Origin of the sequence: Lederbergia galactosidilytica (genome assembly GCF_017873565.1) — a bacterium.
In the GTDB taxonomy this organism is placed as follows: Bacteria; Bacillota; Bacilli; order Bacillales; family Bacillaceae_C; genus Lederbergia; species Lederbergia galactosidilytica.
In genome coordinates this window covers 1-26847 of sequence record NZ_JAGGKH010000027.1, presented here as the reverse complement: position 1 = coordinate 26847, position 26847 = coordinate 1, and the positions used below count along the sequence as shown (strand labels likewise).

24 protein-coding genes and 1 pseudogene are annotated in these 26847 nt (G+C 36.7%); 12 read left to right on the top strand and 13 right to left on the bottom strand.

Annotation, left to right across the window (positions count from 1 at the left end):
- Window positions 1-209 precede the first annotated feature (209 nt).
- The 3 genes from J2Z23_RS20040 to J2Z23_RS20030 form a co-directional block, all read right to left on the bottom strand.
- The gene (locus tag J2Z23_RS20040; protein ID WP_209974972.1) at window positions 210-1436 is read right to left on the bottom strand and encodes a PTS sugar transporter subunit IIC; all 1227 of its coding nucleotides are present in this window, start codon (window positions 1434-1436) and stop codon (window positions 210-212) included.
- Complete coding sequence (locus J2Z23_RS20035; protein ID WP_209974970.1) at window positions 1437-3740, bottom strand: beta-glucosidase; 2304 nt, start codon at window positions 3738-3740, stop codon at window positions 1437-1439.
- 230 nt (window positions 3741-3970) lie between these two features.
- Complete coding sequence (locus J2Z23_RS20030) at window positions 3971-6463, bottom strand: GH39 family glycosyl hydrolase (protein ID WP_209974968.1); 2493 nt, start codon at window positions 6461-6463, stop codon at window positions 3971-3973.
- A 658-nt stretch (window positions 6464-7121) separates the two neighbouring features.
- Here J2Z23_RS20030 and J2Z23_RS20025 point away from each other — a divergent pair.
- From J2Z23_RS20025 to J2Z23_RS20015, 3 genes are all read left to right on the top strand, one after another.
- Window positions 7122-7625 carry a winged helix-turn-helix domain-containing protein gene (locus tag J2Z23_RS20025; protein ID WP_057984903.1) on the top strand — a complete coding sequence of 168 codons (504 nt, stop codon included), beginning with the start codon at window positions 7122-7124 and terminating at the stop codon, window positions 7623-7625.
- Between the two features lie 76 nt (window positions 7626-7701).
- Complete coding sequence (locus J2Z23_RS20020; protein ID WP_209974966.1) at window positions 7702-8976, top strand: MFS transporter; 1275 nt, start codon at window positions 7702-7704, stop codon at window positions 8974-8976.
- A 151-nt stretch (window positions 8977-9127) separates the two neighbouring features.
- Window positions 9128-10156, top strand: coding sequence for a DUF2332 domain-containing protein (locus tag J2Z23_RS20015; RefSeq protein ID WP_209974964.1), 1029 nt, complete (start codon window positions 9128-9130; stop codon window positions 10154-10156).
- A 30-nt stretch (window positions 10157-10186) separates the two neighbouring features.
- On the opposite strand, the gene J2Z23_RS20010 is transcribed toward J2Z23_RS20015, so the two are convergent.
- From J2Z23_RS20010 to J2Z23_RS19995, 4 genes are all read right to left on the bottom strand, one after another.
- The gene (locus J2Z23_RS20010; protein WP_064467657.1) at window positions 10187-10531 is read right to left on the bottom strand and encodes a DMT family transporter; all 345 of its coding nucleotides are present in this window, start codon (window positions 10529-10531) and stop codon (window positions 10187-10189) included.
- A 6-nt stretch (window positions 10532-10537) separates the two neighbouring features.
- Window positions 10538-10852 (bottom strand): DMT family transporter, encoded by a 315-nt coding sequence (locus J2Z23_RS20005; protein ID WP_057984898.1) that lies wholly within the window; start codon window positions 10850-10852, stop codon window positions 10538-10540.
- Window positions 10853-11404, bottom strand: coding sequence for a TetR/AcrR family transcriptional regulator (locus J2Z23_RS20000; RefSeq protein ID WP_057984896.1), 552 nt, complete (start codon window positions 11402-11404; stop codon window positions 10853-10855).
- A gap of 411 nt (window positions 11405-11815) precedes the next feature.
- Window positions 11816-12580, bottom strand: coding sequence for a TerC family protein (locus J2Z23_RS19995; RefSeq protein WP_057984894.1), 765 nt, complete (start codon window positions 12578-12580; stop codon window positions 11816-11818).
- Between the two features lie 486 nt (window positions 12581-13066).
- Here J2Z23_RS19995 and J2Z23_RS19990 point away from each other — a divergent pair, with 486 nt between their 5' ends.
- The 5 genes from J2Z23_RS19990 to J2Z23_RS19970 all read left to right on the top strand — a co-directional run bounded on the left by J2Z23_RS19990 (window position 13067) and on the right by J2Z23_RS19970 (window position 16820).
- Window positions 13067-13603, top strand: coding sequence for a hypothetical protein (locus tag J2Z23_RS19990; RefSeq protein ID WP_209974962.1), 537 nt, complete (start codon window positions 13067-13069; stop codon window positions 13601-13603).
- 243 nt (window positions 13604-13846) lie between these two features.
- A complete protein-coding gene (locus J2Z23_RS19985; protein ID WP_209974960.1) occupies window positions 13847-14725 on the top strand; it encodes an SDR family oxidoreductase in 879 nt (292 codons plus the stop codon).
- Between the two features lie 92 nt (window positions 14726-14817).
- Window positions 14818-15459 carry a uridine kinase family protein gene (locus J2Z23_RS19980; protein ID WP_064467659.1) on the top strand — a complete coding sequence of 214 codons (642 nt, stop codon included), beginning with the start codon at window positions 14818-14820 and terminating at the stop codon, window positions 15457-15459.
- Window positions 15460-15649: 190 nt separating this feature from the next.
- A complete protein-coding gene (locus J2Z23_RS19975; RefSeq protein WP_064467660.1) occupies window positions 15650-15838 on the top strand; it encodes a GNAT family N-acetyltransferase in 189 nt (62 codons plus the stop codon).
- 391 nt (window positions 15839-16229) lie between these two features.
- On the top strand, window positions 16230-16820 hold the full coding sequence (locus J2Z23_RS19970) for a 3D domain-containing protein (protein WP_057984883.1): 591 nt from the start codon (window positions 16230-16232) through the stop codon (window positions 16818-16820).
- Window positions 16821-16877: 57 nt separating this feature from the next.
- Here J2Z23_RS19970 and J2Z23_RS19965 read toward each other — a convergent pair.
- The 6 genes and pseudogenes from J2Z23_RS19965 to J2Z23_RS19940 all read right to left on the bottom strand — a co-directional run.
- A pseudogene (locus J2Z23_RS19965) lies at window positions 16878-17012 on the bottom strand (IS5/IS1182 family transposase); the annotation flags it as partial.
- A 404-nt stretch (window positions 17013-17416) separates the two neighbouring features.
- Window positions 17417-17920: a PTS sugar transporter subunit IIA gene (locus tag J2Z23_RS19960; protein WP_057984881.1), complete on the bottom strand. Its 504-nt coding sequence runs from the start codon at window positions 17918-17920 to the stop codon at window positions 17417-17419.
- Complete coding sequence (locus tag J2Z23_RS19955; RefSeq protein ID WP_209974958.1) at window positions 17913-19388, bottom strand: glycoside hydrolase family 32 protein; 1476 nt, start codon at window positions 19386-19388, stop codon at window positions 17913-17915. The genes J2Z23_RS19960 and J2Z23_RS19955 overlap by 8 nt, the downstream gene beginning before the upstream one ends.
- 117 nt (window positions 19389-19505) lie before the next feature.
- A complete protein-coding gene (locus J2Z23_RS19950) occupies window positions 19506-20912 on the bottom strand; it encodes a sucrose-specific PTS transporter subunit IIBC (RefSeq protein WP_209974956.1) in 1407 nt (468 codons plus the stop codon).
- Window positions 20913-21060: 148 nt separating this feature from the next.
- Window positions 21061-22050, bottom strand: a complete 990-nt coding sequence (locus J2Z23_RS19945; protein ID WP_057984875.1) for a LacI family DNA-binding transcriptional regulator — start codon at window positions 22048-22050, stop codon at window positions 21061-21063.
- Between the two features lie 260 nt (window positions 22051-22310).
- Window positions 22311-22763: an SRPBCC family protein gene (locus J2Z23_RS19940; protein WP_064467661.1), complete on the bottom strand. Its 453-nt coding sequence runs from the start codon at window positions 22761-22763 to the stop codon at window positions 22311-22313.
- A 724-nt stretch (window positions 22764-23487) separates the two neighbouring features.
- Between J2Z23_RS19940 and J2Z23_RS19935 the strand changes: the two genes are divergently transcribed.
- The 4 genes from J2Z23_RS19935 (at window position 23488) to J2Z23_RS19925 (ending at window position 26253) form a co-directional block, all read left to right on the top strand.
- Window positions 23488-24642 carry a DUF2515 domain-containing protein gene (locus J2Z23_RS19935; protein WP_338018451.1) on the top strand — a complete coding sequence of 385 codons (1155 nt, stop codon included), beginning with the start codon at window positions 23488-23490 and terminating at the stop codon, window positions 24640-24642.
- On the top strand, window positions 24545-25018 hold the full coding sequence (locus tag J2Z23_RS22755) for a CBO0543 family protein (protein WP_338018449.1): 474 nt from the start codon (window positions 24545-24547) through the stop codon (window positions 25016-25018). Before J2Z23_RS19935 ends, J2Z23_RS22755 begins: the two co-directional genes overlap by 98 nt.
- Window positions 25019-25132: 114 nt before the next feature.
- Window positions 25133-25663 (top strand): GNAT family N-acetyltransferase, encoded by a 531-nt coding sequence (locus tag J2Z23_RS19930; protein WP_057984870.1) that lies wholly within the window; start codon window positions 25133-25135, stop codon window positions 25661-25663.
- Between the two features lie 143 nt (window positions 25664-25806).
- Window positions 25807-26253: an NUDIX hydrolase gene (locus tag J2Z23_RS19925; RefSeq protein WP_338018450.1), complete on the top strand. Its 447-nt coding sequence runs from the start codon at window positions 25807-25809 to the stop codon at window positions 26251-26253.
- Window positions 26254-26847: the final 594 nt, after the last annotated feature.

Genomic DNA, 26847 nt, shown 5'->3' with positions numbered 1-26847 from the left:
TAGGCATAATTTGTAAGTTTCCAGCTGGTGTTGAGGATTGTAGAAGTTGATAAAATTTGAACTATGTTCATATTAAAGGAAAAGTTACAGTTCAAAAATCGTTTTTCTTTAACCACGATTAGAATAACTAAGAACAGAAAAAGCCACGTTAGCGACTTTTTTCAGTTCTTAGTCAGTATGACACTCTTCATTTAATAAGAGACAATGATTTATTGCTCTTGTTCCTTCTGCCATTCTTGTTTATCATAGACTTTAAAGAAAGGGAACCAGATAAGGAACATAACAGCTAGAACAATGGCTAGTAAAATTAACCCTGCTATACCTGAAACAATGTATGTTGAAATCCCGAGTGGTGTATACCAAAGCTGGAAAAGTATGCTTGGAATAGGAACCAACTTACTACTAAGTGCAAAGTACACGATGATCGGTGATATTAATGCATTTAGCCAAAAAGGGATCATTAAGATTGGATTAAAGGCTACTGCACTATACACAATTGGCTCGTTAATATTAAACAAGGATGGCACAAGGGTTGTTTTCCCAACAGCCTTTAGACGAGCAGATTTTGCAAAAAGTAGCAATATCACTAAAGGCAAGGTTGCCCCTAGACCACCGACACCAAGCCAACCAGAGAAGAATGTTTCAAAGGTATTAATATTAGTTGGTTCTAAACCTTGTTTCACAAGTTCAGCATTTTCATTAATGGCTTGTAACCAGATGGGCATTAATATCGGCATTAGTACCCAAGGACTTATTCCAAATGAATAAAGGAACACAAGAATAAAATTAATGATTAAAAATCCTGTGAAGCTTTGACTTATTAATGTAAGCGGCTCAAGCATGCTTAAGATCACATCGAACATATCAACTTGTAATTGATAGATAATGACCCAACCTATAAGCAAAATGAATGTAATAGGTATTAACGCATCGATCCATTCCATAATAAACTCTGGGAGTTCGCTGCCTTTTTTAAAGAAGGAAAACTTTTTAAAGATGCTCATCACAAGGCCAACAAACAGACCAACAATAAGGGCGTTCATCATTCCAGAAGGTCCCAGTCTATCTAAAATGAAACTTATGTTACCTTCCTCAGAGATAGTAGGAGATAGAAGCATAATAAATAAAGATAGTCCTGTTGCACCTGCAATGATTTTATTTTTATCGTAGCCTTTCTTCTCCATAATATAATATGGAGTAAGAAAGGAGATGAACAAGCCAAATAATCCGAAACTAAATGTCGTAATAGGGGATAAATCAGGCAACCATGAAATAAAATCATTTAAAATCGAGAACAAGTTTAACAAAGACCCGACAAGGATCATAGGTAAAATAATCATGATCGCTTCGGAAATGGATGAAATCCAGACATTTTCTGTAAACTTATTTAATTTTGGCGCAAACTTGTCATTCATCAAGTTAATTAACTTGTTCACCTAACATCCCCCCTTGGAAGTTTCCTCATTTAATTGATTCACTTGCGCAATCAACTGATCTACTTTTGCTTCAGCATCATTGGTTTCCATCCACTTTTGACCAAATAGGGAAATGACGGCTGAAATAGGGCATTCTTTCAAGAAAGATAATGTATATTCATCCTCCATATTTAATTCATCACTAAGTTGATCAAAGAAATCCGTAATGATTTTCTTGCCATTTTTGTCGGCCAGCCATTCTTTTGTTAAACTTTTTCTGGTAAATACAGGTTTCTTTTCTTCAGTGGCTGTTATATGAATCGTTTTAGTTAAACGAATGTCGGCAACGGAACGTCCGATGAAAAGGTCGAATGATCCGGTTTCTACTTGCCATCCTTGAGAGAGGACATCGTAAAAGGCAAAATCCTGTTTCGAAAGAGTAAAGGTGATTTGTTTTGCCTCACCAGGATTTAAATGAACTTTTTTGAATTTCTTAAGTTCTTTTAATGGACGAATGACACTGGATTCTTGATCATGCACATACAGTTGGATCACTTCCATGCCAGCCATTGCCCCACTATTTCGAACTGTTACAGTAACCTCAACTGTTTCATCATCCTGTATGGCTTCTTTATTTACATGAATCGAATCATACGTAAACTCTGTATAGGATAAACCGTGGCCGAATGGGAATAACGGCTGAATCTCTTTTTTATCATAGTAGCGATAACCAACAAAGACTCCCTCATGATAATGAACTTTTCCATTTTCCCCTGGATAGGTTAAATGTGCGGGGTTATGACTAATACGTTCTGGGAATGTCTCTGAAAGCTTACCAGATGGATTAGCAAATCCGAATAAGATATCAGCTATCGCGCTGCCAGCAGCTTGTCCAGCAAACCAGCCTTCGACTAAAGCTGGTACTTCATCTACCCACTCGTTCATTGTGACGGGTGACCCATTGGATAGAACGACAGTCGTATTCGGCTGTTCTTTGACGACGGATAAGATGAGGTTGATTTGCGACTGTGGCAAGTCAGTCACTTCTTTATCAAATCCTTCTGCTTCTTCTAATTCCTCTGGGATGCCCGCAAATACAATGACGTTATCTACTTGCTTGGCTAAAGCAATCGCCTCTTGTTGCTTCATTTCATTTTGTTCTGAATTAAAATCATCATACCCATCAACATAATGAATCGTGATATCGTTCCCGGCAATTTCCTTCATCTTGTCTAAAGGAATATCTAACTTATACGGAGTCACCATCGCACTGCCACCTTTCCCGCTAATTCGGGGATCAATAGCATGTCTACCAATGACTAACAATGATTTCGTTTTCTCTTTTTTGATGGGTAGCACGTTTCGATCATTTTTTAATAAAACAGTGCCCTCAACAGCCACTTGCTTTGCGACTAAATGATTTTGTTCAAAGTCACAACGATCCTTTGCCTTTTTCTTCCCTTCGCTCGCCTTCTGAACGAATTCTAAGATTCTTTTTACACTTGCGTCCACCAAAGCCTCATCAATTTCATGGTTGCGTATTTGCTGAACGAGTTGTTTTTGTTTGGAAAGAGATGGTCCAGGCATTTCAATGTCTAATGAAGTTTCCAATGCTTTCGCACGATCTGTCACAGCTCCCCAGTCAGAAACGGTAACACCGTCATAGCTCCATTCATTTCTAAGCATTTCCTTCATTAAAAAAGGGTTTTCTTCTGAGCGGTAACCATTAATTTTGTTGTATGAAGTCATTACAAGCCAAGGATTCGCTTTCTTTATAGCGATTTCAAAGGCTCTTAAATATATCTCACGTAATGTTCGTTCATCTACTTCAGAGCTAATGGTCATTCGCTCAAATTCTGAGTTGTTTGCTGCATAATGTTTAAGGGAAGTTCCGACACCGTTTTCTTGTAACCCGCTAATATAAGCACTTGCGATTTCTCCAGTTAAAATTGGATCTTCGGAAAAATACTCGAAATTTCTTCCACCTAATGGCGTTCTTTTAATATTGACTCCAGGAGCCAATAGGACATGGACATCGTAATAGTGACATTCATCAGCTAATGCTTCTCCTACTTCATAGGCTAAATCAACATTCCAAGTTGAAGCGAGGGCTCCTAGTATTGGGAATGCAGTAGCTGGATTATTCCCCTCAAATACTCCAGTTTTGTCCATATCTAACGGTTTACGAACACCGTGTGGTCCATCCACCATTGTCACTTCAGGAATATCACGAACCCCAGCGATATCCCACATACCTTTTCCAAAAAGTAAGGAAACCTTTTCTTCTAAAGTTAATGTAGAAAGAATTTCATCTATCTTCATCATTCTTCATCTCCTATCTAGAAACCGATCGAATATATTTTTTTGCTAACCTTATCTTAGAAAATTGCTTACACTCACATTTTAATCATTAGTGTAAACATTTACTTGACTAATTTTGTTATGAAACGTGGCATTTTTTGTTGTCTTTTTAAACAAAGACGTACAAACACTTTCTTAAATATAAAAAACAGCAAAAAACATCCCTGCGTTTTAGCAAGAATGTTTTATTTTGGTTAGATGATTTTTTGCAGAACGATCAGTTGAACACCAAAGGTAGGGATTTCCATAGTTGCTTGGAATGATGAGTCAAGAACAATGTGCTCTGTTCGAATCACTGGACCACTTCTTTTTTGTAAGTAATTTATTTCTTCTATAGATGGAGATTCTGGAGCTCCCATTTCTAACCACTCATCAAAAACTGAGCCATGCTTGCGGTCTAGCTGATAGTGGGTATATTTGTAATTGCCTGATAGGTTGTGAAGTGTGATTTCAAGACTTATTTGTTCTTTTAAATCAAATACATTGTAGCGATCTTTTTCGGAAATCCCTGACCAGTCTCCTTCGGTAAACAATTGGTCGACATGACAATAATTAAAGGCAAGGATTTGGATGTCTTCATTTTGTTTTGTAATAATGTATTGTTCTCCATTTTTCAGAATTTGCGAGCCGAGTTTCTTCAACAAAGAATAGGCGTAATAGGAAGGCTTTTTTAATCCTTGCATATTCATCAAGCCAAACCCGCCATGAAATATGGAGGTACCTGCAAGGAATTCTTCAAATATGTCGGTAAATGTCCAAAAACCTAATGATTGAACTTTACCAATTGTATCTAGGACATGCTTAATAATAAAGGGCCCCATAAACATCGTATCATGAATTAGATTCCGTGATGAAAGAGAGAAATTCCACTCTGTCACATGCAAATCCAAATCCCTGCGGTTAGCATGATCTAATGTTTCCTGTACACTTTGAATAATTTCTTGATAAAAAGCAGCTTGCTTGATTTCGGTTAAACCAGTGGAGATTGGTTCTTTCGCATCGATGTATTCTGAATACATATGAAAAGAAATAAAATCAATCGGTACTTCATTTTGCTCACAAAAGGTCAAGAAATCTGAAAGCCATGTTTTTTGCAAAGCAGTTCCATAGTTTAATGCAGGGCCACCCACTGTTAATTCAGGTGAAATCGACTTAATGGCATTTGCTGTTGCGTGATAAAATTCAAAATACTCTTCCTTTGTTCCAGTCCAACAGACTCCTTCTAAATCTGGTTCATTCCAAACTTCAAAATACCAATGCTGAACTTCGTTTAGACCATAACGTTGTATACAATGACGAACGAAACTATCTACTAGATAAACCCATTTGTTTAGATCGTGAGGTGGAGCAATATTACCTTTCCACCAATATATTGTCTCATCCGAACGTCTTAAACTAGAAGGCATAAAGCCTAATTCCACAAAAGGCCGTGTCTTCATTTGGATGAGGAAATCATATAATTTATCGACATAATTCCAATTAAAGGTAACTGTTCCATCGGAGGATTCGTGATAGACCATCATTTCATCATTAAAAATTCCATGGAAACGAATATACTGAAAATCTAAATCTGCTTTCAAGGTGCGGAATTGTTCTTGCCAATCGGAACGTAGTCCTTCGGCTGCCCTTCCTGCAGTTGTTAATGTTTGCCAATACTTATGATAAGATTGTCCTGGCTGGGTTGTATCTATCTCTACATGGAATAGCTTAACAGTAGAAAGATGGCCAGTAAATGATGGTTTTTTACTAGGTAAATACTCAAACAAAGTCGCTAGGTCATTTGTTTTTGCTACATCTAAATAAGTTCCCGCACTTGCTTTTTTTAGGGCTGTAGGAAATAACGCTGGAACTTGTGAATCATGTTTATTTTGCTGGCGATACTCACTTGGTGTCATGTTATACTTTTCTTTAAAGCTTTTATTAAATGCCTTATTATTAGCGAAACCGCAATCAAGGGAAATATCTAAGATACTTTTATCTGTTTCCAATAACTGATTGGCTGCCTTATCTAATCGGACAAGCGTTAAATATTTTTTAAAGGACAGGCCCATCTTATCTTTAAAAAAATGAGAAAAATAGTAAAAGCTAAGATGCACTTGTTCTGCCATTTCTTTTAATGATAGTTTCTGCATATAATTTTCATCGATATAATAAATAATGCGGCTTAACCGTTCCATATCATGATGATTGGCCTGGATAATTTCTGAATCCTTCACTTCATAAGGAAAAGAGCGCATAAGGTGACCAATTAATAAATAAAGGATACCCATCAGATTGGCCTGGTATCCCTTAGCCCTTTTATTAAGTTCCCAAGCCATTTGGGCGAGATATTCCCGAATCGTATCATAGTTTTCTTGGTGTTGGGAATCTTGAGAATGACAATGGAAAATGATTTTTTCCAATTCTGGAGTATCATTGGCTAATTCCGGATCAACTTGTAGCGTTAACAGTACATTTTCTGTATCTGTTTTATCGATTTTATGAACGTCCATACTATTAATCACTATAATATCTCGCTCATTTAATATGTATGGTTTGCTTTCCACTATTAAATTAATCGAGCCCTTGACGACAAAAATAAGCTCGATTTCCTTATGCCAATGAAAAGGAATCGAATGAACACTATTAATAAACATTTTAAATGGTAAATTTTCATGGAGTTCGATAAACTCATATTTTTGTTCCATAACGAAAGTCACCTGCCTAGTGAAGGGTAATTCTTTTATACTAATGTACATGATAGGAGTGGGAGGAGCAAACTCGGAGATGGAAAGAGGGAAAAGAGAAGAAGATGCTTTTCAGATTATGCTCGTCAGGATTCAATGTATAAACATGGCTTTACTTTCCACATTTGAAGGAACTGGGAATTAGAATGAAAAATAGGCTAATTGATAAAACCGCTACTCGAAGGATTACCTCATATGGGATATTATTAATTTTCAGTTTTGCAGACTCCGGCCTGACACCGATTATTTAAGGAAACTGCATTGTCTTGGGGGATGCATAGAGCTTGATTGAATGGGCTATACAAGAATCCAATTTAAAGGGGATTCTTTTTTTGTTTGGGTTGGGAGCATGCTCTCATGATTGTTTTTTGTGGCAAAAATAAAATTTATCCCGTATTAACGGGCCCGCAACTAGAAGCTTTAGAGAATACCAAGAATTCCCCTTAGCCAAATTAGTCTTGCTGTCAAATTCAATATTCAGTTAAAAAGGGGTTTACAAAAGAAGGAGGAGAGCATACACTAAAGATGATCTAAAAAAACAGTTCGGTAAAATTATGTAGATCGAACTAAAAAAATAGATTATAAATTCCTAACAAATATAAGGAAGGAGACAAATGGGATGAAAAAAAGAAATAATCCACCTTTACCACTTTCTGTTGAACAATCGAAATTATTAGGGAGTACATTACGAGTTAAAATTCTGGGCGTGCTACTTGAAACACCTAAGACGACAAAGCAAGTTGCGACACAGATTGGTGAAACACCAGGTAATGTTCATTATCACATGCAAAAGTTACATCAGGGAAAGTTAATCGACCTAGTGGAGGAAAAACGAGTTGGAGGTGTAATTGAAAAGTATTATATCTCACGGGCGAAATCGTTTGAGAGTGAAGGAGGAGTCTATCCTGAACTAGATCCAAACTATAAATCCACATCAAGACGAAGCATGAATGCCGCATTACAACTAAAGGAAGAAGACAAAGAACGTCTATTTGAAGAAGTGCAAGAACTGATGGAAAAGTGGATTGTCAAGACAACGGCAGCTGATTATATCAGCGAAGAAGAGTTCGTGATGGACTTTACCTTAGTTTCCAGAAAAGAGAAAACAGAAGAAGAAAAATAACGAGAAATTTGAATCACCGAAGTTCATACTGATTGTTAAAGTGGGATAAAATCTGATGAAGTGAGTGGATATAAAAATGGGAATTTTTAAATATCGGAATTTTAGCTTAATGTTTTTTGGCAGAATGATTTCAAATATAGGTGACAGTTTATATGGAGTAGCTGCCATGCTCTTAATTTTTCAACTTGGAGGTTCCACTTTCTATACAGGGTTAGCCGGATTTTTATCGATTTTACCACGAATCGTTGAATTTAGTGCAGGACCACTTATCGATCGAATTCCCATTCGTTCTTTACTTATCCGTACACAACTGATTCAGTCTGGACTATTGCTAGTTATTCCACTTGCTTATTATTTAGACTATCTCTCTGTTGCACTCGTACTCATTTTGACGCCGATCATTTCTGTTTTCAATGTGTTAATTTTTCCAGCCCAACTGGCGGCACTACCAGAAGTCCTTCCTGAAGAAAAACTTACAAAAGGAAACTCACTTTTTACCATTGCCTATCAAGGAGTGGACATCACCTTTAATGGTTTGGCGGGAATTCTGTTTGTCGTGATCGGTCCATTTTCTTTATATATGGTAAACTCGATTGCTTTTTTAATTGGTGCAATGATCTTTTCTTTTATTCGTCTTCCTAATAGATCTGTGGCTAAAGTGGAAACAGAAAAGACTATTCGTAAAAAGGGTTTTAAAACGACTATGCAGAATTATATACAGGACTTGCAAGAAGGAATAACGACTATGTTTAAAAGTTTTATCGCTAAATTACTGTATGGTGCTATTATTCTGAACCTTGTCAGTGCGGCGACATTAGCTGTGTTTCCTGCATTCGGTGAAGTGATAGGTGGAGCACAGTATGTTGGCTTTTTGTTAATGGCGTCTGCTTTTGGTAGCTTATCCGGTGCACTTATAGCACCGTTATTAAAATTGGAGCAAATTCCAATTGGGAAATTGTATGCATTTGGTTATTTAATCTCTGGATCACTATGGACGCTTTCTGCCTTGATGCCAGTTGCATGGCTGACATTAGTCCTTTATATGATTTCCTGGATTCCAGCTGGGGCATTAAATGTGCTTGTCTTTACAATGCTACAAAAAATAGCCCCCAAACATTTAATTGGACGCATTATTACTGCAGCAACCAGTCTTTCAGCGATGGCTGCTCCTGTCGGCTCCTTGCTAGGTGGCAGTGTGGGGGCATGGATCGGAAGCGTCCTTGTCGTTATTTGTTCAGGCATCACTGTTTTAATTGTTGCGATATGTTGGCTAATAAATACGGAAGTTCGAAATCTTCCCCCAACAAAATCTTTAGATGAAAATAGTCTAGTTATTCAACGGGAAGGGTAGCAAGTTGCTGGTAATTGAGATTATGGGGAGAGCCCTAATTTTAATTTGGATTGTTAACGCATGAAGTTAAATAGAACAAACTGACTAAAGGAAAGGAGATATACAGAGTCACCTTAGTATGGTTTGAAAGTTTTCAAGGATGGGGATGAAAATGGAGAAAAAACGCTTATCTGATCACTTTAAGGCTTTTGCTGAACGGGAATGTGCAAGTTCAAGTGAATTATACGAACATCTGGCACTGAAAATCGCTAACGATGATGAACTGCTTAAACTGAGTTCATACGCTCGGGAAGGGCAACCAATTCCCAATTTATTTTTCGGAGCTGTTCATTATATTCTCCTTCAGGGAAAAGAACATATTGTAAGTAGTTTTTATCCTAATATTGCCGAAAAACCAAAAAACTTAAGGAACTCTTTTCCTTTCTTCAAGGACTTTTGTTTAACAAATAGTAAGTCCATACAATCTATATTACAGGAAAAAATGGTTCAGACGAATGAAGTAAGACGCTGTGGATATCTCTATCCATCTTTCTCTTACATTTTTGCCAAAGCTAAAAAGCCTTTGGCGCTAATAGAAATTGGAACGAGTGCGGGGTTTCAGCTTTTATGGGATAAATATTCTTATTCTTATAATGCGGGTGAATTGTATGGTGATCATAAATCGGCTGTTCATATTCAATGTGAGATTGTCGGGGAACATAGGCCAATTTTTTACCAATTCAATCCACCGGTTCTGCATAGATATGGGCTAGATTTGCATATCAATGACCTTACAGATGCTGATGATGCGTTGTGGTTAAATGCTTTGATCTGGCCGGAACATGTGGAAAGACGAGAGCTATTCAAACAAGCTTCAGCATGTCTCAGGAAAAATAGGAAGAAACTTCAATTAATAGAAGGGGATGGAATTGAACAACTTCCATATCTTATGGAGAAAATTCCGGATGATTCGGCAATATGTGTGTTCCACACACATGTGGCGAATCAAATTCCAGTAGAGCGCAAACAAATATTATTAGAGCATGTGAAGCGTATGGGGAATAAAAGGGATGTCTTTCATCTTTATAATAATATATGGGATAGGGACCTTCATCTTGATTCATTCATCAGAGGGATTGAATATAACGAAATCCTAGCACAAACAGATGGGCATGGAAGATGGTTTAGCTGGAAGTTATAACATTAATATAATAAGAAGAGAGAAAGCCAATTATGAGGTAGCTTTCTCTTTAGATGGCGACTTAGATGTATTCATCAGCACCACTCCGAAAATGATGCAAGCAATACCGAAGATAACCCAGAAACTAAGTGGATCAGCAAAGATAAGAATTCCCAAGATCGCTGTTAAAGCTGTTCCAACCCCTGACCATACAGCATAAGCCAGACTAAGGGACATATAGGCAAGAGATTGACTTAAAAGATAGAAGGCGAGGCCATAGCCTAACACAACCCCAATCGAGGGAAGTAAATGGGCAAATCCGTTTGAAATCTTTAAACATAAAGTGGCAAAAACCTCTGAAATAATGGCAATACTTAATAAAATATATCCTTTCATAGAATGCTATACTCCTTTATTTAATAGGACGACGCCACCGATAATGAACAGAATACCAATGGCTTTTTTAGTATGAATAGTTTCTTTGTAGAAGATGATCCCTACGAGGGCTGTTAATGCGGTTCCCACTCCCGCCCAAATGGCGTATGCAATTCCAAGCGGTATCTCTTTCAATGAAAGGGATAATGCATAAAAAGCTAAAGCATAGCCAACGATGACACCAAGCGTAGGGAATAAACGCTTAAAGCCATCAGTTAATTTTAATAAAGAGCTTCCGATTACTTCAGCAATCACCGCGATAGCAAGCCACATATATCCCATTTACGTTTCCTCCGTTATAAATTCTTTTAAATGATGTAAAGTCTTATCTATTTCTTCTCTCGAAGGGGGAACGACCATAAATAATTGATTGTAATATAAGCCATCTAAAGCAAGACGAGTAATTTGCTTTTTCGATTCAATGAGTTGGTCTTGATCCAAATAGGCCAATATTTGCAGATATAGCTTGGATACTTGCTTTTTTAAATCTGCAGAGATGGCTGTTTGGGCGAGAAGAGCAACATTTAACTCGGCATTGGCTAATAAATCCTCTTTAGTCACTTGAATGAGAGCGGTAGTATAGCGTGAGGGATTAATAGGTATTTGTTCTGCAATTTCTAAAAAACGCTCCTGCATTTTTGCGAAAATGGAAGTGGCTAGTTCATTTAATAGAACTTCTTTTGTCGGAAAATGATAAAGGAGTCCACCTTTACTTACATTTGCCGTTTTAGCAATAGCATCTAGTGTAAGAGTAGCTAATTCACCTGAAATTAGTAATTTTTTTGCGGTCTCTAAAAGTAGTTGTTTCTTATTTTCTCTTTTCGAATCCAACATTTTCTCCTCCTTAACTATACCGTCCAGACGGTTTCATTTTAGCAGGAAGTGAGCAAAACGACAACAATTTGATCAAGCGATGTTAATATTTCTCCCTTTCATTGCGAATGGAGCATAACTAAAATGTTGGTCTCTGTAGACGATTAATCCACTACCTTAACGGAGTATATTTCAGGGCGAATTAATTTACCTTATTATTTGTTTCCTTCTTTGGCGGAAGCACTTTTGACCAGTCTTTTAATACCCCAATTTTCGAAGCTAATAGAAATGTAAGGAAAATTAGTTGTAAAGGCGTTTTTTATAGGGAAAACGTCTTTACAACTATGATCCTCTACAGTGAAACTGATAGCAAATTAAAAAACGTGAATATGAAATGAAAATGCAATTGAACTATTCGTTATGACATCAAGCTTACTTCTTTTTCTGTGATGATTTTTTCCCAGATATAAACCATCCAATTACAGCAATAGAGATAAGGACACCCCAAAATATAATTGTCCAAATGGTACTGTGTGGGAAAGATTCAGGGAAGACACCTACTTTTTTATGGGAAAGGGTGATCACAGCCAATTTTACTCCCACCCATGCAACAATTAGATAAGCAACAGTTTCCAAGCCAGGGCGTTTGTCTAAAAGTTGTATAAACCAATTGGCTGCAAATTTAATCAAAATTAATCCTGCGATTGTGCCAATAACAATAACGGTAAATTTAGCCCCATCTAACCCGCCAAATTGAGGTAATGCAGTGTCAGGTAATGTAACAGCAAGTGCAACAGCTGCTAGGACTGAATCAATCGCAAAGGCAATATCAGCGATGCCAATTTTAGCTACTGTGGGCCAAAAGCCAGCTCCAGCTTTATGAGCGCGATCGTCTTTTTGTTTTGCTTTTGACTGGAAAAACCGCGTAAATACGTGTTTCCCACCTATATAAATCAGATAGGCAGCACCAATCGCTTGCACCTGCCAAACGTTTGCCATGAACGAAATGAGGAAGATCGAAATAAATCGAAAAATAAAGGCCCCTAAGATTCCGTAATTGATGGCACGCTTTTTTTGTTGATCCGGCAAATGCTTTGCAATAACAGCAATCACTAGGGCATTGTCTGCAGACAGTATCCCTTCTAAACCGATTAATACAAGTAATGTCCATGCATATTCTAACCAAAGTGAATCCATGGAAAGCCCCCTAATAATAAAAAATCAGCTCCACCTATAGTATGGAATCTTGCTTAAAAAAAATGCGCCAAGGTCACTCGAGAATTCATTAATATTTGAATTCCCGTTCTGAACAAAATCAAGCATGCGAGCTTGGTAGGATTTATATATGAACATTTACGTTATGAACAACAATAAAGATTCAAAATTGTTTATAATTTAAGTTCTACAACGATGAATTTTTTCTATATACTAAAAAAATAAAACAAAATTTCTTCGTAAATGAGAGGTTGGGACAAACGTAAATGCTAAGTTCCAAAGGTGAGGTAGAGGAAATATTATGGGAAATAAGAGTTCAGCAAGGCCTCAGAAGGCCTGACAGTCGGGCTACGGAGGATATATACCGAAGTAGTTGATTTTTTGGTAAAAACGTTTTGGCTCAGCCTCTCACATACATATATAGCAAATAAGGAGTAAGAAAATAATAATATTGGAGGGTTTGTGAAAATGAATAAAAGTAAACTTTTATTAATTATTATTAGTTTAGCCTTTATTGTTTTCATTTTTTTCAGTGTATTACGTCCTGCGATTAATGGAGAGGAAGGAATCTGTGTCCAGGCTTCAAAGCAATTTGATGCTCCAAGTAAAGCCCGTTTCGTTGATGCATCTTCCAATTTAGTTTTTTGTGAAAGTGAATCAGGTGTAATGCCTGTCTTAACTAATAAAGAGTTTACGAAAGTAAAGAACCCCTTCCGTGAATTAGATTTTCAAGAGTTTAAAGAGGAAAAAGTGGAAAGGGGATTGATCAGTTGGCAAGTTGAAGAAGATCCAAAAGAGAAATTTTCAATGATCAGTGGATTTGCGAATGATGAAGTAAAGTCAATTAAGCTTAATAGTGAAGCTGGAATACAACCAAATCGAATTTTTCTTCGTGAAGATCTGTGGTTATGGTATTTTATCGCTGATAAGGGGAAAATAAACATGCCAGTAGAAGTAATGGCCATTGATGAAAATGGCAACATTATTTCTGAAGACAATGAGTAAATTTAGGATGTTCGCATTAACCCCAGTTAAATTAGAGCCTAAAATATACAATCCCTAACAATTTAAGAAGGGATTAAAAAGCGAGAAATTTTTTGGGGGAAATGGAGATACAGTTCAAACTAAGAGGAGAAAATCCGTACTAATGGTAAGTTATCAAGGCAATCAGAATATATAAGGGAAGTTTTGGTTAACTTTTTAATGGGTAATAAATTTACAGTACCGCCATTAAAAAGGAGTGATTACATGCAGAACGATCAGGATCCAAAATTAAAAACACAGAAACCACAAGAAGATTATTTGATGTCTGATAGTCAATCAAAAATGGAGAAACAACCGAAGATTGAAGATGATGATTATAAAGGCAGTGATAAATTAAAAGGGAAAGTAGCCATTATTACAGGTGGTGATAGTGGGATCGGCCAAGCGGTTGCCGTTGCATATGCGAAGGAAGGAGCCGATATTGCTGTTGTCTATTACGAGGCCCATGAGGATGCAAAGCAGACAAAGAAGCTTGTTGAAAAATATGGGCAGACATGTATCACCATTGCTGGGGATGTTGGAGATGACCAAATCTGCCAGCAGGTTGTAAAACAGACAGTCGATACTCTAGGTAGACTTGATATCATCGTTAATAATGCAGGTGAGCAACATGTCTGTGAACGAATTGAAGATATTACGAATGAGCAACTAGACCGTACTTTTCGTACCAATATCTTTTCTATGTTCTATTTAACAAAGGCAGCGATGAAACATATAAATAACAATGGAGCGATTATTAATTCCACTTCTATTACAGCTTATAAGGGAAATCCAATCCTGATGGATTATGCTTCAACAAAAGGTGCAATTGTGGCCTTTACGCGCTCACTATCGCAAAATCAAGAAATTTTGGATAAAGGAATTCGTGTGAACGGGGTGGCTCCAGGTCCAATCTGGACTCCCCTTATCCCAGCGACATTTCCTAAGGACAAGCTTGAAAATTGGGGCACAGATGGTCCAATGAAACGACCTGGCCAGCCATCTGAGCTTGCGCCAGCTTATGTTTATTTAGCTTCAAAAGATTCTTCCTATGTTTCTGGACAAGTCATTCATGTAAATGGTGGAGAAGTTGTGAATGGCTAAAGGAACAAGTAACTAAAAAATCATCGTTAATATGTGAAATGGTGGTATGATGAAGATCATATCACCATTTTTTCACGTTTAGGAGGAAGACTATGGAGGAGTTAATAGATAAGATCATTGGATGGATTAACAAGACGGATCAACGGCTGGTAATAGGAATATCTGGCCATGGTGCAGCTGGTAAAACGACATTTGCTAATAAGTTGATTAGTCGACTTAATCAAAGGGAAGTAAATTATTTGAATACAGATCCGTACATTGTGAGCTCGGCGATCCGAAAGCAATGCTTGATTCACTACTCCTATCACAATGAACCCCACCATTATAAAATGACAGCTTGTCATCCAGCTGCACATCACTTGCCATCTTTGGAAAGAGATGTCCAGATGATAAGAAATGGCTTCGATTTATGTACAATCGATACCCATTATAAGAAAAGTATCCTTCTTCCTGGTGAAAAGCGAATTACAATTGTCGAAGGGATGAGTGTTGCTTTCATAAATCCGAGTTTATTCGATTTGAAAATTTATTTTTATACAGATGATGAAACTGAATTTAAGAGAAGGACGACCCGTGATATTGTGGAGAGAGGAACTGATCTTCATTATTTACAACAGTCTCATGAAGAACGGCGCATTCAGTACAAGGTATTCATGCACCCATATAGTCAGCATTTTGATATCATTATCAAAACGACAGATCAAGGGAGTATTCTAGAGAAAAATATAGTTTGAGTAGGGGAGAAAAAGCTGGAGATTAAACTCAATAAAGATCAGAAGTTAGCACATTAGTAGAGATATGGTTAGATGCATCGGTGCTTGCCCATGATTTTATTGATCAAAATTATTGGATATCACAATGTAAAGAGATGAAAGAGACCTATCTACTGATGGCGGAAACTTATGTAATCGAGGAGGAAGGGAAGTGCTAGGTTTCCTTTCGATGGTGGATGATTATTTAGCGGCATTATTTATGAATCCCGAGCAGCAAAATAAAGGATATAGAAAACAACTATTAAACTTTATCAAAAAACAGCGAACGCAAATCCAATTAAAAGTTTATAAGAAAAATGAGAAAGCCATTCATTTCTACAAATTTCGAATGGTTTTGTAGATGAAAATTTCATAATAGAGATTGTAGCATTCAAATCCGAACAACGTTGTTTTACGCTTCAGGTGGACGCTTTCCGGGCAGCGTGCGGTGAGCTTCCCATATATGCTCCTGCGGGATCTCCCCTGTCACGCTAATCCCCAGAGTGAGTCCGAGACAGAGATAAAGATAAAAACAAAAAAATCCCGATAATCAAGCGTTAACAGATTGCTATTGCTAAAACGATTGAGTATATAATTATGAACATACTCATGTAATAAGGTGACGCACTAATAAATATTGCTATTGTTACCAATATTTCCCTTTCGTAACATAAATACTACTCTATTGTCATTTAATTGTCACATTGGCCTGATATACTATGACTACCAATATGACATAGGGAGACTATTAAATGAGAAAAGTAGTATTTTCAATGATTACGGTTTGTGTGTTAATCTTTGGCTTTTCCGGTGTCTCATCGGCGGCAACTACTACATATAAAGTAAAAAAAGGCGATTCTTTATGGAAAATCGCCACAAAACATAAAGTTTCGGTTAATCAACTTAAAACTTGGAATGGCTTAAAAAAAGATTTGATTAAACCAAATCAAGTATTAAAAGTTACGAAACCTACAAAGGCTAAAACAACCGCGAAAAAAACAGTAAAGAAGAAAACTTCTACAAAAAAATCGACAGTAAACAAAAAAACTGCCTATAAAACAATGACCGTAAAGGCTACCGCCTATACTGCAAGTTGTAAAGGCTGTAGTGGGATCACAGCTACAGGGATTAATTTAAAGAAAAAGCCAAATGCCAAAGTGATCTCCGTTGACCCTAAAAAGATTCCACTCGGGACAAAAGTGTATGTGGAAGGTTACGGTGAAGCGATTGCCGGTGATACGGGTAGTGCTATAAAAGGAAATAAGATTGATTTGCATATGTCTACTAAAAAGAAAGCTCTTAACTGGGGAGTACGGACAGTAAAAATTAAAGTCTATCAATAAAAGATGGAAAATATGTTTAGAGAAGCACCTTTACTCAAAAGGTGCTTCTTTATGATCTTCGACTAATGGATAGATAAAGGAGAAATCAATAGCCGCATCCAGTTTGCGCACCAGATGGTCTTGAGGAACCAACTGCTCTATTGTCAGCATTTCCAGCTGTTCGCGTCCATTATTTTGATTCTTCGTCATCATATCCATCACCTCATTCAGTTAATAGAAAATACCGTTGATTGGAGCGGAGAGCGGCGACTCCAGCGGGAACAGCGCGAGCTGAAGACCCTGGACTGAGCGCAGCGAGGGAAGCGGCTGAAGCCGTGCCTGCGGAAAGCGTCCGCTTGCAGCGGAAATCAACCTTTCTAGCTTTATCTCTATTTTAAAAGAAAAAAGACTGTAGACAAACACCAAAATTCATGGTGTTTGTCTACAGTCTGAGAGAAGCACCTTTACTCAAAAGGTGCTTCTCTTTACTTTTGGTTAATTATACCGAAGAATGTGGATTCATTTCGGCAGTCCATTGATAAACCTTTGGCTAATTGAATCCAAATAGGCATGCAGATGAATCCAATAATTAGAATACATTTTAAGCGCTGAAAGGGTTATTTTGCTGTTGCTTGTAAAATGATTTCCTTCCCAGCTAAAACTTTACCAGACAAAATAGGTTTGGTAATGCTCTCCATATTTTCGGGATCCATAATGATAATCGGTGATACAACACTTTTGGCATTTTCTTCCACTTTTTCTAGGTCAACCGTGATTAATGTATCACCAGATTTTACCTTTTCACCTTCTTTCACATGCGAAGTAAACCCTTCTCCATTCATTGAAACCGTTTCTAAGCCTATATGGATTAAAAGTTCGGCACCATTCAGGGCCTTTATCCCAATAGCATGCTTTGTAGGGAACACTTGAATGATTTCTCCATCGACCGGAGCAACAAATCTCCCTTCATCGGGGAGGATGGCAATACCATCTCCCATTAATTTATTGGAAAAGACTGGGTCTGGGACATTTTCTATTGGTACGATATTACCTGAGACAAAGGCTTGAAGTTCAATAGTCTTTACTATGTCTTGTTTTTTTCCGAAAAGTTTTTTAAACATTCGTACACAACCTTTTTAATTTATGATTCTTATATTGGTAGGAGTTTAAGCTCCAGTTTTGCCAGCTAAACTTTGTATTCCCTTCTACAGAAATCGAACATTGCTTTTTGGCATTTTCCCCATAAAATCTACTAGAGAAAACAATTTGGCCATCATTGAGGAAAATTTCTAAGGAAGTTCGGTCCAAGTACATATGAATGTTGTTTATTTTATCGATTTTACATTGTCTTTTTTCCCATTTTGAATGATTAAAATTTTGTCTTTCTAATGTTACAATACTCTCTATTTTATTAAAAATAAGTTTGCAGTTATTTTGTATGTGAATTTCCCATTTCTTCCCCTCAAATTGTTCAAACTCGATTATGATTTCTTGGAGTTCGCTATCTAATAGAACGTCTATTTCTTCGTTGGCCATGGAGAAAGTCTCAGAACTAACCCGGTTTCGTAATTTTCTAAGCTCTTCGACTGGTTTTTGGTATAAACAGCCATCCTTTACAGTTAATTCACGGGGAATCGTCAAACTATGAATCCAGCCACTTTTTATTGATTGGTGTGTTTGCTCTTGTTCATCGCCCATACCCATCCAGGCTAATAAAATCCTTCTCCCGTTTGGATCTTCAAACGTTTGTGGGGCGTAAAAATCAAAACCATGATCAAGTTCTTTAAATGTCCCGTGAACATATTTGTTCGTTTTGATGTCCCATTCTCCGATAAAATAGCCGGATTGATATAAATTTTCATATTTAAATGGCTCTGCTTGCAATCCTTGGGGGGAAACAATGAGAATATCCTTTCCATCTAAAGCAAAAAAATCTGGGCATTCCCACATATAGCCGAAATATTTAGAAAGAGATACACCATTGCCAGCTAGCGGACCTAACCATTGCCAATTGATTAAATCATCCGATGAAAAAACAGTAATTAAGCCTTCTAACTCTTTTGTTTGTGCCCCAATAACCATAAACCACTTGTTTCCTTGCTTCCATACTTTTGGATCGCGAAAATGAGGGGTGAATCCTTCAGGTAAATAAATAACAGGTCCTTTTTTTTCAAAATGAATACCATCATCAGATACTGCTAAACATTGATACGTCTCCCTGCCACCATCCGTTGTTTTCACATTCCCAGTATAAAAAAGATACAATTTATTATCATATACAATTGCTGAACCAGAATAACAACCGTCCTTTTCATACCATTCACTTGGAACTAATGCTGGTGGATGTACTTCCCAATGGATGAAATCCGTGGAAGAGTAATGTCCCCAACATTTAAACGTATGTTTTGTATCAAACGGATTCCACTGAAAAAACACGTGATATTTTCCCTTGTAATACACTAAGCCGTTTGGATCGTTCATTAAACCAAGTGGTGGAGTTAAATGAAAAGCAAGTCGATTTTCATCCTGCTGTTGGTTGTCTCTTAACCTTTGAACAATTTGATTTCTAAGCTGAATCTCTGTCTCCATATTGAGCTCCTTTTTTCATATAATAAGGGGATAATCATTACAGCAGAAAAGCGGAAAGAGTAAGTTCATACTCTTCACCGCTCATATATGATCTTGTAATATCAGCCTTTTACAAAACTAGTTTTTATTTAAATCTTTTACTAATTTATCTGAGAATCCGAAGAACCATGTTAAAATAAAGGCCGTTGCAATCGCGACTATATTTACAAGTAGGTATAACAAAATTTGGCCATTTAAATAGAGAAGCGTTCCAGGGATTACCGTGATCGCCATCCCAGTTGCTTTTAGACCAAAAATAGCAGATAAGAAACCTCCTACACCACCACCGACTAAAGCGAATACAAAGGGTTTGAAGTAACGAAGATTGACCCCGAAAACAGCTGGCTCTGTAATTCCTAAGAAAGCTGATAGAGAGGAAGGAAGAGCTAAGGCTTTTAGTTTTGCAGACTTTGTTTTTAATCCGACTGCAAGCGCGGCACCACCTTGTGCAGCAACAGAACATGTTACGATCGCATTATATGGATTATTACCGAAGGCTTCCAACAGCTGAATTTCCAACATATTAAAGATATGGTGGACACCAGTGACAACAATTAGCTGGTTTAAGCCACCGATTATAATACCACTAATGCCTAATGGCCATTCTAATATAGCCTTGAAAATAGCTAGAATGATATTTTCTGCTGAATGGAAAATAGGTCCGATAACAAATAACGCCAAAGTAATCATAATTAACAATGTTAAGAATGGGGTTACAATTAAATCCAACACTTCTGGAACTCTTTTTCGGATCCACCGCTCCAGCTTGGCGCCGACGAATCCTGCAATGAATGCCGGTAATACAGAACCTTGATAACCTACAACTGGAATAAAACCAAATATTATAATGGGATCAATATCACCGGATGCTACTGAATATGCATTTGGTAATGAAGGGCTAACAAGCATTAATCCTAAAACTAACCCGATTGTAGGATTACCACCGAATACACGAAATGCAGACCAGGCAACCAATGCCGGTAAAAAAACAAAGGCTGTATCAGTTAAAACTTCCGTAAATAGAATAAAGTTCTGAGAAATATCATCTGGGGTTAATCCAAATAAACCTAGAATTTGTTCTTGCATAATAAGTCCACGTAGGCCCATAAATAATCCTGTAGCTACAAGAGCAGGGATAATAGGAACAAATACATCACCAAAAGTACGGATGATGCGTTGAAAACTATTTCCAGATTTTACTGCTTCTTGGGCTTGTTCTGATTTAGTTGAGCCGCTAATCCCTAGTTTGACTACTTCCTCATACATTCGATTAACTGTTCCAGTCCCAAAAATTACTTGGTACTGCCCAGAGTTGAAAAAAGCACCTTTTACTTTTGGGATATTTTCGACACGTTCCTGATCAATTTTATCTTGATCTTTGACCATTACTCGTAATCTGGTGGCACAGTGTGCTGCAGAAATAATGTTGTCCTCTCCGCCAATCGCTGCAATTAAATCTGTCGCTATTTGACTATTTTCAGACATGACTCATCACTCCTTAAGGTTTATTTGCTGTACGATTCTCGCTTGTATGAGGAATCGATTCCACAAAACTGAGAAAATTATGAAAGGGAATCGATTCCACATTGTTCGTAAATCACCTCAAGCTGAGAAACATACATTATGAATTATATTATAAAGTATTCCCAATTATTAATCTATAATTTAATACTATTTTCTCTGCTTCCATACTTTCCTGCTTCATTTTTTTATATAAAATCTCAGCTCCTGCCTTTCCCGCTTTTTCGTTTTCATAATCAATTGTTGTCAGCTTTGGAGATGAATACTTTGATAATTCTGAAGCACCAATGCTTACAATCTTCATATCTTCCGGGATTCTTATATTTTTTTCCGTTAAGTAGGACATTGCCCCAATTGCTATTCGGTCTGTCGTGGCAAAAATAGCCTCTGGTAAGTCTTTATTATTCTTTATTATTTTTTTCATACATTCATAACCAGACTCTAAGTGAAAACCGCCGATTTCCATCCAATTTTCATTAATAGGTATATGGTTTTCTTTTAGAGCATCGATATATCCCTTTTTTCTTAAAACACCTACCGCTTGGTCTGTCTCATGTACACCAATATAAGCAATTTTCTTTTGGCCCTTGTTAATAATAGTTTGAGTTAAAAACTTTGCGGCTTGGTAGTCATCGTAATAAACGGATGGTATGCCAGGCATATTTTGTCCAATTACGATGAATGGAACACGTAAATTCTGGATTTCCTCCACAAGTTCCTGCTGTACATTTGTAGCAACTAATATAATTCCATCCACCTGTCGATTCGCTAATAACTTTAAATACTCAATTTCTTTTTCAACTTGTAAATTTGTAATGGCTAACAAAATTTGATAACCATGTTCACTTAACACTTTATCGATCCCACTAACTACTTTACTGGAAGTTTCAGTACTAATTTTCGGTAAAATAACCCCAACAACTTTTGTTTCTTTTGTTCGAAGGGACTTTGCCTGCTGACTAGGAACATAACCTGTTTCTTTTATCACTTTCAGGACACGCTCTCTAGCTTCGGCACTTACATAACCATTATTATTTAATACGCGAGATACAGTAGTCCGGGAAACATTCGCCATTTTTGCGATATCTAAAATTGTGATCATTACTTGCAACTCCATTAATTAACTATTTTCTTAATCGCTCCACCTTTAATTATTATCAATTTCAGAGATAAAATCTAGTGTTACATCCAAAACTTTAAAGAAAATTTATTTTTAGAATTTAAGGTGAAGCATCGTTTTTCTAATCGGGGAGACCTTCTTATTTAATGAAGCGTAGAAGGATGTAAGGGGAAATGAAAATTTTTTTGAGATCACATGACTAATTGTTAAATGGTAAGATCAATAAATCTATGCGATTTCAATTATTTTCTTTCAGCGATTCTTTTTAACTCTTGGGCGCGATTTATAATAAATTTGCGCATATATTTTTCTAAAAACAATCTATCCGCTATTCGTCCTAGGAGGCCATAAGGAGATTGATAGGAAAAGCGATCTATCATAATCGTTCCCGTGCCACTTTCTATAAATTCATGTGTATGTGTGAAAGAGTGGAATGCTCCCTTCACCATTACATCGGTAAATGCATACGGTTTATCCATTTTTATAACCTTCGCTGTTAATCTTTGCTTTACGCCAAAATGGATGGCTTCCCATGTTACCGTCTGACCGTTTTCCATAAGTCCCTCTGTTACACCAGCAATGGCTCTTTCTTTCGTCTTCTTAGTTGTTTCAGTATGTATTTCTACGTTTCTCGCGAGGTCAAAACAAACTTGGATTGGGGCATCGATAAATATAGTGTGCTTAATGATCGGCATACTTTACCTCCCTTACAATGATTATGTCAATTATTATTCTACAGGATTCAGAGCGAACATTCCTAAAGACAATCTTTTTAAATGGATACAATAACTTGAAAACAATTGTCCATATGTGTTGTGAAAACTCCGTTCAAAACACCTGAACACAGAAGATGATTATGGATACGTCGTATCTATCTTACATTATAATGCATTCTTTTTAGAATATGGTAATGAACGTAATGGCGGTTTCGAACCATTAAAAAAGCTTAACCGCCGTGATGTAGACAGTGTTCTTGGGTAATTACTTCTAAATTTCAAGAGTTGGGGATTCCTCCGCCAATGCATTTTCTTGGAAAACTTAGCGATAAGTTTTCCAAGAAAATGCTAGTTCAGAGAAGGTAAATGTATGAACAGAAGAGGAATAGCTGATAGTATTTGGAATCAAGTACCTGCCAATAAATAAAATTAGGAGAATTTTCCTTGAGGGATAGGAGGGGATCAATTTGGGCTATTGCTCCGTCTAGGTCCAGCGCCCAGCTGCTAGCAAATTTACGTCTTCTACTTCCTCGATAAAGTTAACATCGGTTCACCCTTTGTTCTTATGATCCAACTTTGTACTGCTAAACGAGCAATTCTGCTTTTTTTATCACAACTCCCCCAAACATCTAATGACTTTTTAGCTTTCCATCATTTATTCTCATATTCCTCCATAACATAATTAAGAAAGGAGTGATGTGCCATCATCCATTGTTTAAAAAAGAAATGGTCCAGTCAAAAAATTACTCCTGAACTAAAAGCAATAAAAAAGGAATTAACGAAGAGGTTTAAAGTCGCGATTCATGTAAATCAATTAAACGACGCAGAATATAATTTAATCGAATACATTAGGCATGAAACAAAAAATAGAAATGTCGATAATGTGACGCGAACAAATGCTTACTTAGATTTTTATAAAAGATTCCCTGAAATCCATTGGGCTTTTCTGGGACATATGGTTTCCCGAAACGGTGGTTGGAACATGACCGATTTAAAGGGAGATCTATTATCAAGGATTTTATCTTCGGAGGAGCAAGAACAGTTTTTCATTTTTTTAGAGCGAGGCAATTGGCTAATCTTTCAAGACATTTATCCGCAGTTACTGCTTTATGAAGAAAGTGTAAAAAGAAACACCAATCTTTTCCACCTTTTACCATTGTTTCATGTCTCCTTTTTTATGGGAGCGACTTGGAATTACTTTTTCCGAAGCAGGGACGAATATCTTTTGACCATTGCATTGATTGTCAATGAACAAAGCTATTTAGAGAAAAGAGTCATCCAGAATCCGTATTATCAAAGCACAGTGCTAGAGAAGCTGGAATTTAAACTACAGGAGTTACTGGATTTAAACCAAATTATTTTTCCTTTCTTCGTTAGAAAAGAGATACAACTAATTGGCCAAACCATTCACCAATTTGCCTCTTTACATGATCGGATTTTGTTAGGGAAACGTTTGTATGAATTACTTTTTGATCCGGAAAACTACTTCTCTATTTATAAGTGGGCGATTCAACAACCCCACACAGGCTCAAGGAAAGATTTTTGGCCACATTTATTTAACGATATTAATGAATCCGTACCTGGGCATTTCTACCAGCGCAGAATAAAGAGCTGTCGTATAAAGCCAAACGCCCCAAAAATATATAGTCCCATATTAAAATTTGCGTGGAATCATGTGGATCAGAAAGAAGTAGAGAAAGGGGATTGGTATGCGGATTGGAAAGTCATTCATTATTTAAAAAAGGATATGTTTAAAGGGAATGGAGCTATTGATCATGAATATTGTAAAACGCTTGAGAAAATCGAGTTTGCTATCCTTGCGAAAGAAACATTATTACCGAAGAAATCAAAGTACTAAAGCCTATTTATCTACCATTATGTTCGCCTCACTTGTAGGAACCTATTTAGATCTTTTATTGGTGGGCGCAGGGCGATATTCCTTTCCAAGCCGTCCGTTTTCAGAAATATTTACAATTAATATCTTATTCACGCTTTTTATCCTGCCCGTATTTTCTTTTCTTATTATTTTGGTATTAAAAAGATTACATCCAATATCCCGGTACCTCTTACTGTTCATTTGCAGTTTATTTGTATACATAGCAGAACAAATAGCAGAACAATTTGGCTTATTTATTCATTCCACTTATTGGAAACATGAATTTTCCCTTTTTGGTTACTTGCTTTTCTTTATCGTTATTTGGAAATTTTATAGTTGGCAAGTATCACATAAATAGTTTTGCTATGTGGTTTTAAAAGATTAAATTTGTAGTAAAGGATGCAAGCTCTTTGTACTCTTAAACCCAGATGTAACTATACTTGATAAATTAGAGGAACAAACAACTTCATTATTGAGATTAAATTATTGTAAGACACATAACTATATAATCAAAAACTTATACCCTTTCTATCTTTATGATCTATCAGGACATTACGACAGATTTCCCAATGCTCATGGAATATACGAGGATAGTGATGATTTTCAAACATTAAGTGATCAGTATAAAGTACAAAATATTTGGTGGGAAAAACCGGATGTTTTATTCCCTTTTCTAATTAAGGTCAATGGGAAACCAGCTGGTTTTATCTTGATCGCGTCCCCACCCTATTGCAATAAAAGAATTGATTATTTCGTCAATGAATTCTTTTTAATCCAATCCCTAAGAGGTCAAGGAATAGCTGAGCAGGCAGCCAATCAGGTTTTTGAACAATTTGAGGGGAATTGGGAGTTGTTTACGAATCCATCTGAGAAAAATATTGTCGGACAAAAATTTTGGCGAAAGACGATTACCAATTATACTAATGGTGTCTATAAGGAAGAAAAAGGAGAAACGTTTGACGGTTATAAGCTTATTTTTCGCTTTAATAATTTAAGAAAATAAAACAAAATGATAAAAATACATTATCGCCGGTATATAAATTGCCATTAATGGATCTTGTCGTCTCATAAAAAGAATAGTGATGAATTTGAATGAGTAGAATTAGAGGAAACTATTCAAAGCATATTATCGGGAGGGAATGTTTAGTGGGATATATAGAGGACTTACGTAAAATTGTTGGGAATCAACCTCTTATATTAGTAGGTGTTGCCGTCGCTGTCATGAATGAAAATGGAGAATTCTTATTGCAAAAAAGAAAAGATGGAGTTTGGGGTGTCCCTGGAGGTTTTATGGAATTAGGGGAATCTGCTGAAGAGGCTGGACGCAGGGAGGTTTTAGAAGAAACCGGCATTGAAGTTGGCCAACTTGATTTGGTAGGTGTTTTCTCAGGGGAGCAGTATTATGTCAAATTACAAAATGGGGATGAATTTTATCCTGTTACAATTGCTTATGTAACAAAGGAAATCAGGGGCGGTAACTTAAAGGCAGACGGTGTAGAAACAACTGAAGCAAGATTTTTTAAAGTTAATGAGTTACCAAGTGGACTTAATCCACTCATCAAATCTTTAATTAATCAATACTCTCTTGCATGATATAAAACTATAGATTTCTTAATTAGGGAAAACAATGCCCTTAGTAGGAAGGTAGGTTAGCTTCTAAGGGCTATTTATTGTGGAAACAATGTTCAAGATTCACTTAATGAAGTAAATAATCAGTTAATTAATTAAAAAATGATCGAGTCGATCGAAGTTAAAATTACCGAAGCTGCTATTAAAGGAAAATCAGGATTTTATCCGTTTCCTACCAAAGAATGGTCTCTTAGAGTTAGTAAGACTAATGAAAAAAACATAAGTTTCCACCTTTTATAGTAGTTTTCACAAAAATATGATAATATCTAACTCAGCAACCGGATAGTGTGAGGGTGGTTGGTTGTCACTCTTCTTTCCATCTTCAGGAAAGGAGGTGATGATCATGGAATCATTTCTTGAATTTCTAAAGGAAGTTTTTTAAAGGCATTGTGTGTGCAATAAGTGCACATTTCCTTAAAAAGACATTTCTGGAAAACGAGAAAACCACCCTACGCCGTACGAAGGAGGGCACTGAAAATCTGCCGATTTTTTGATTTTTTTACTGCCCAACAAATAAAACCGACCCATCCTTCCATAATTTTGGAGAGAAAAGTCAGT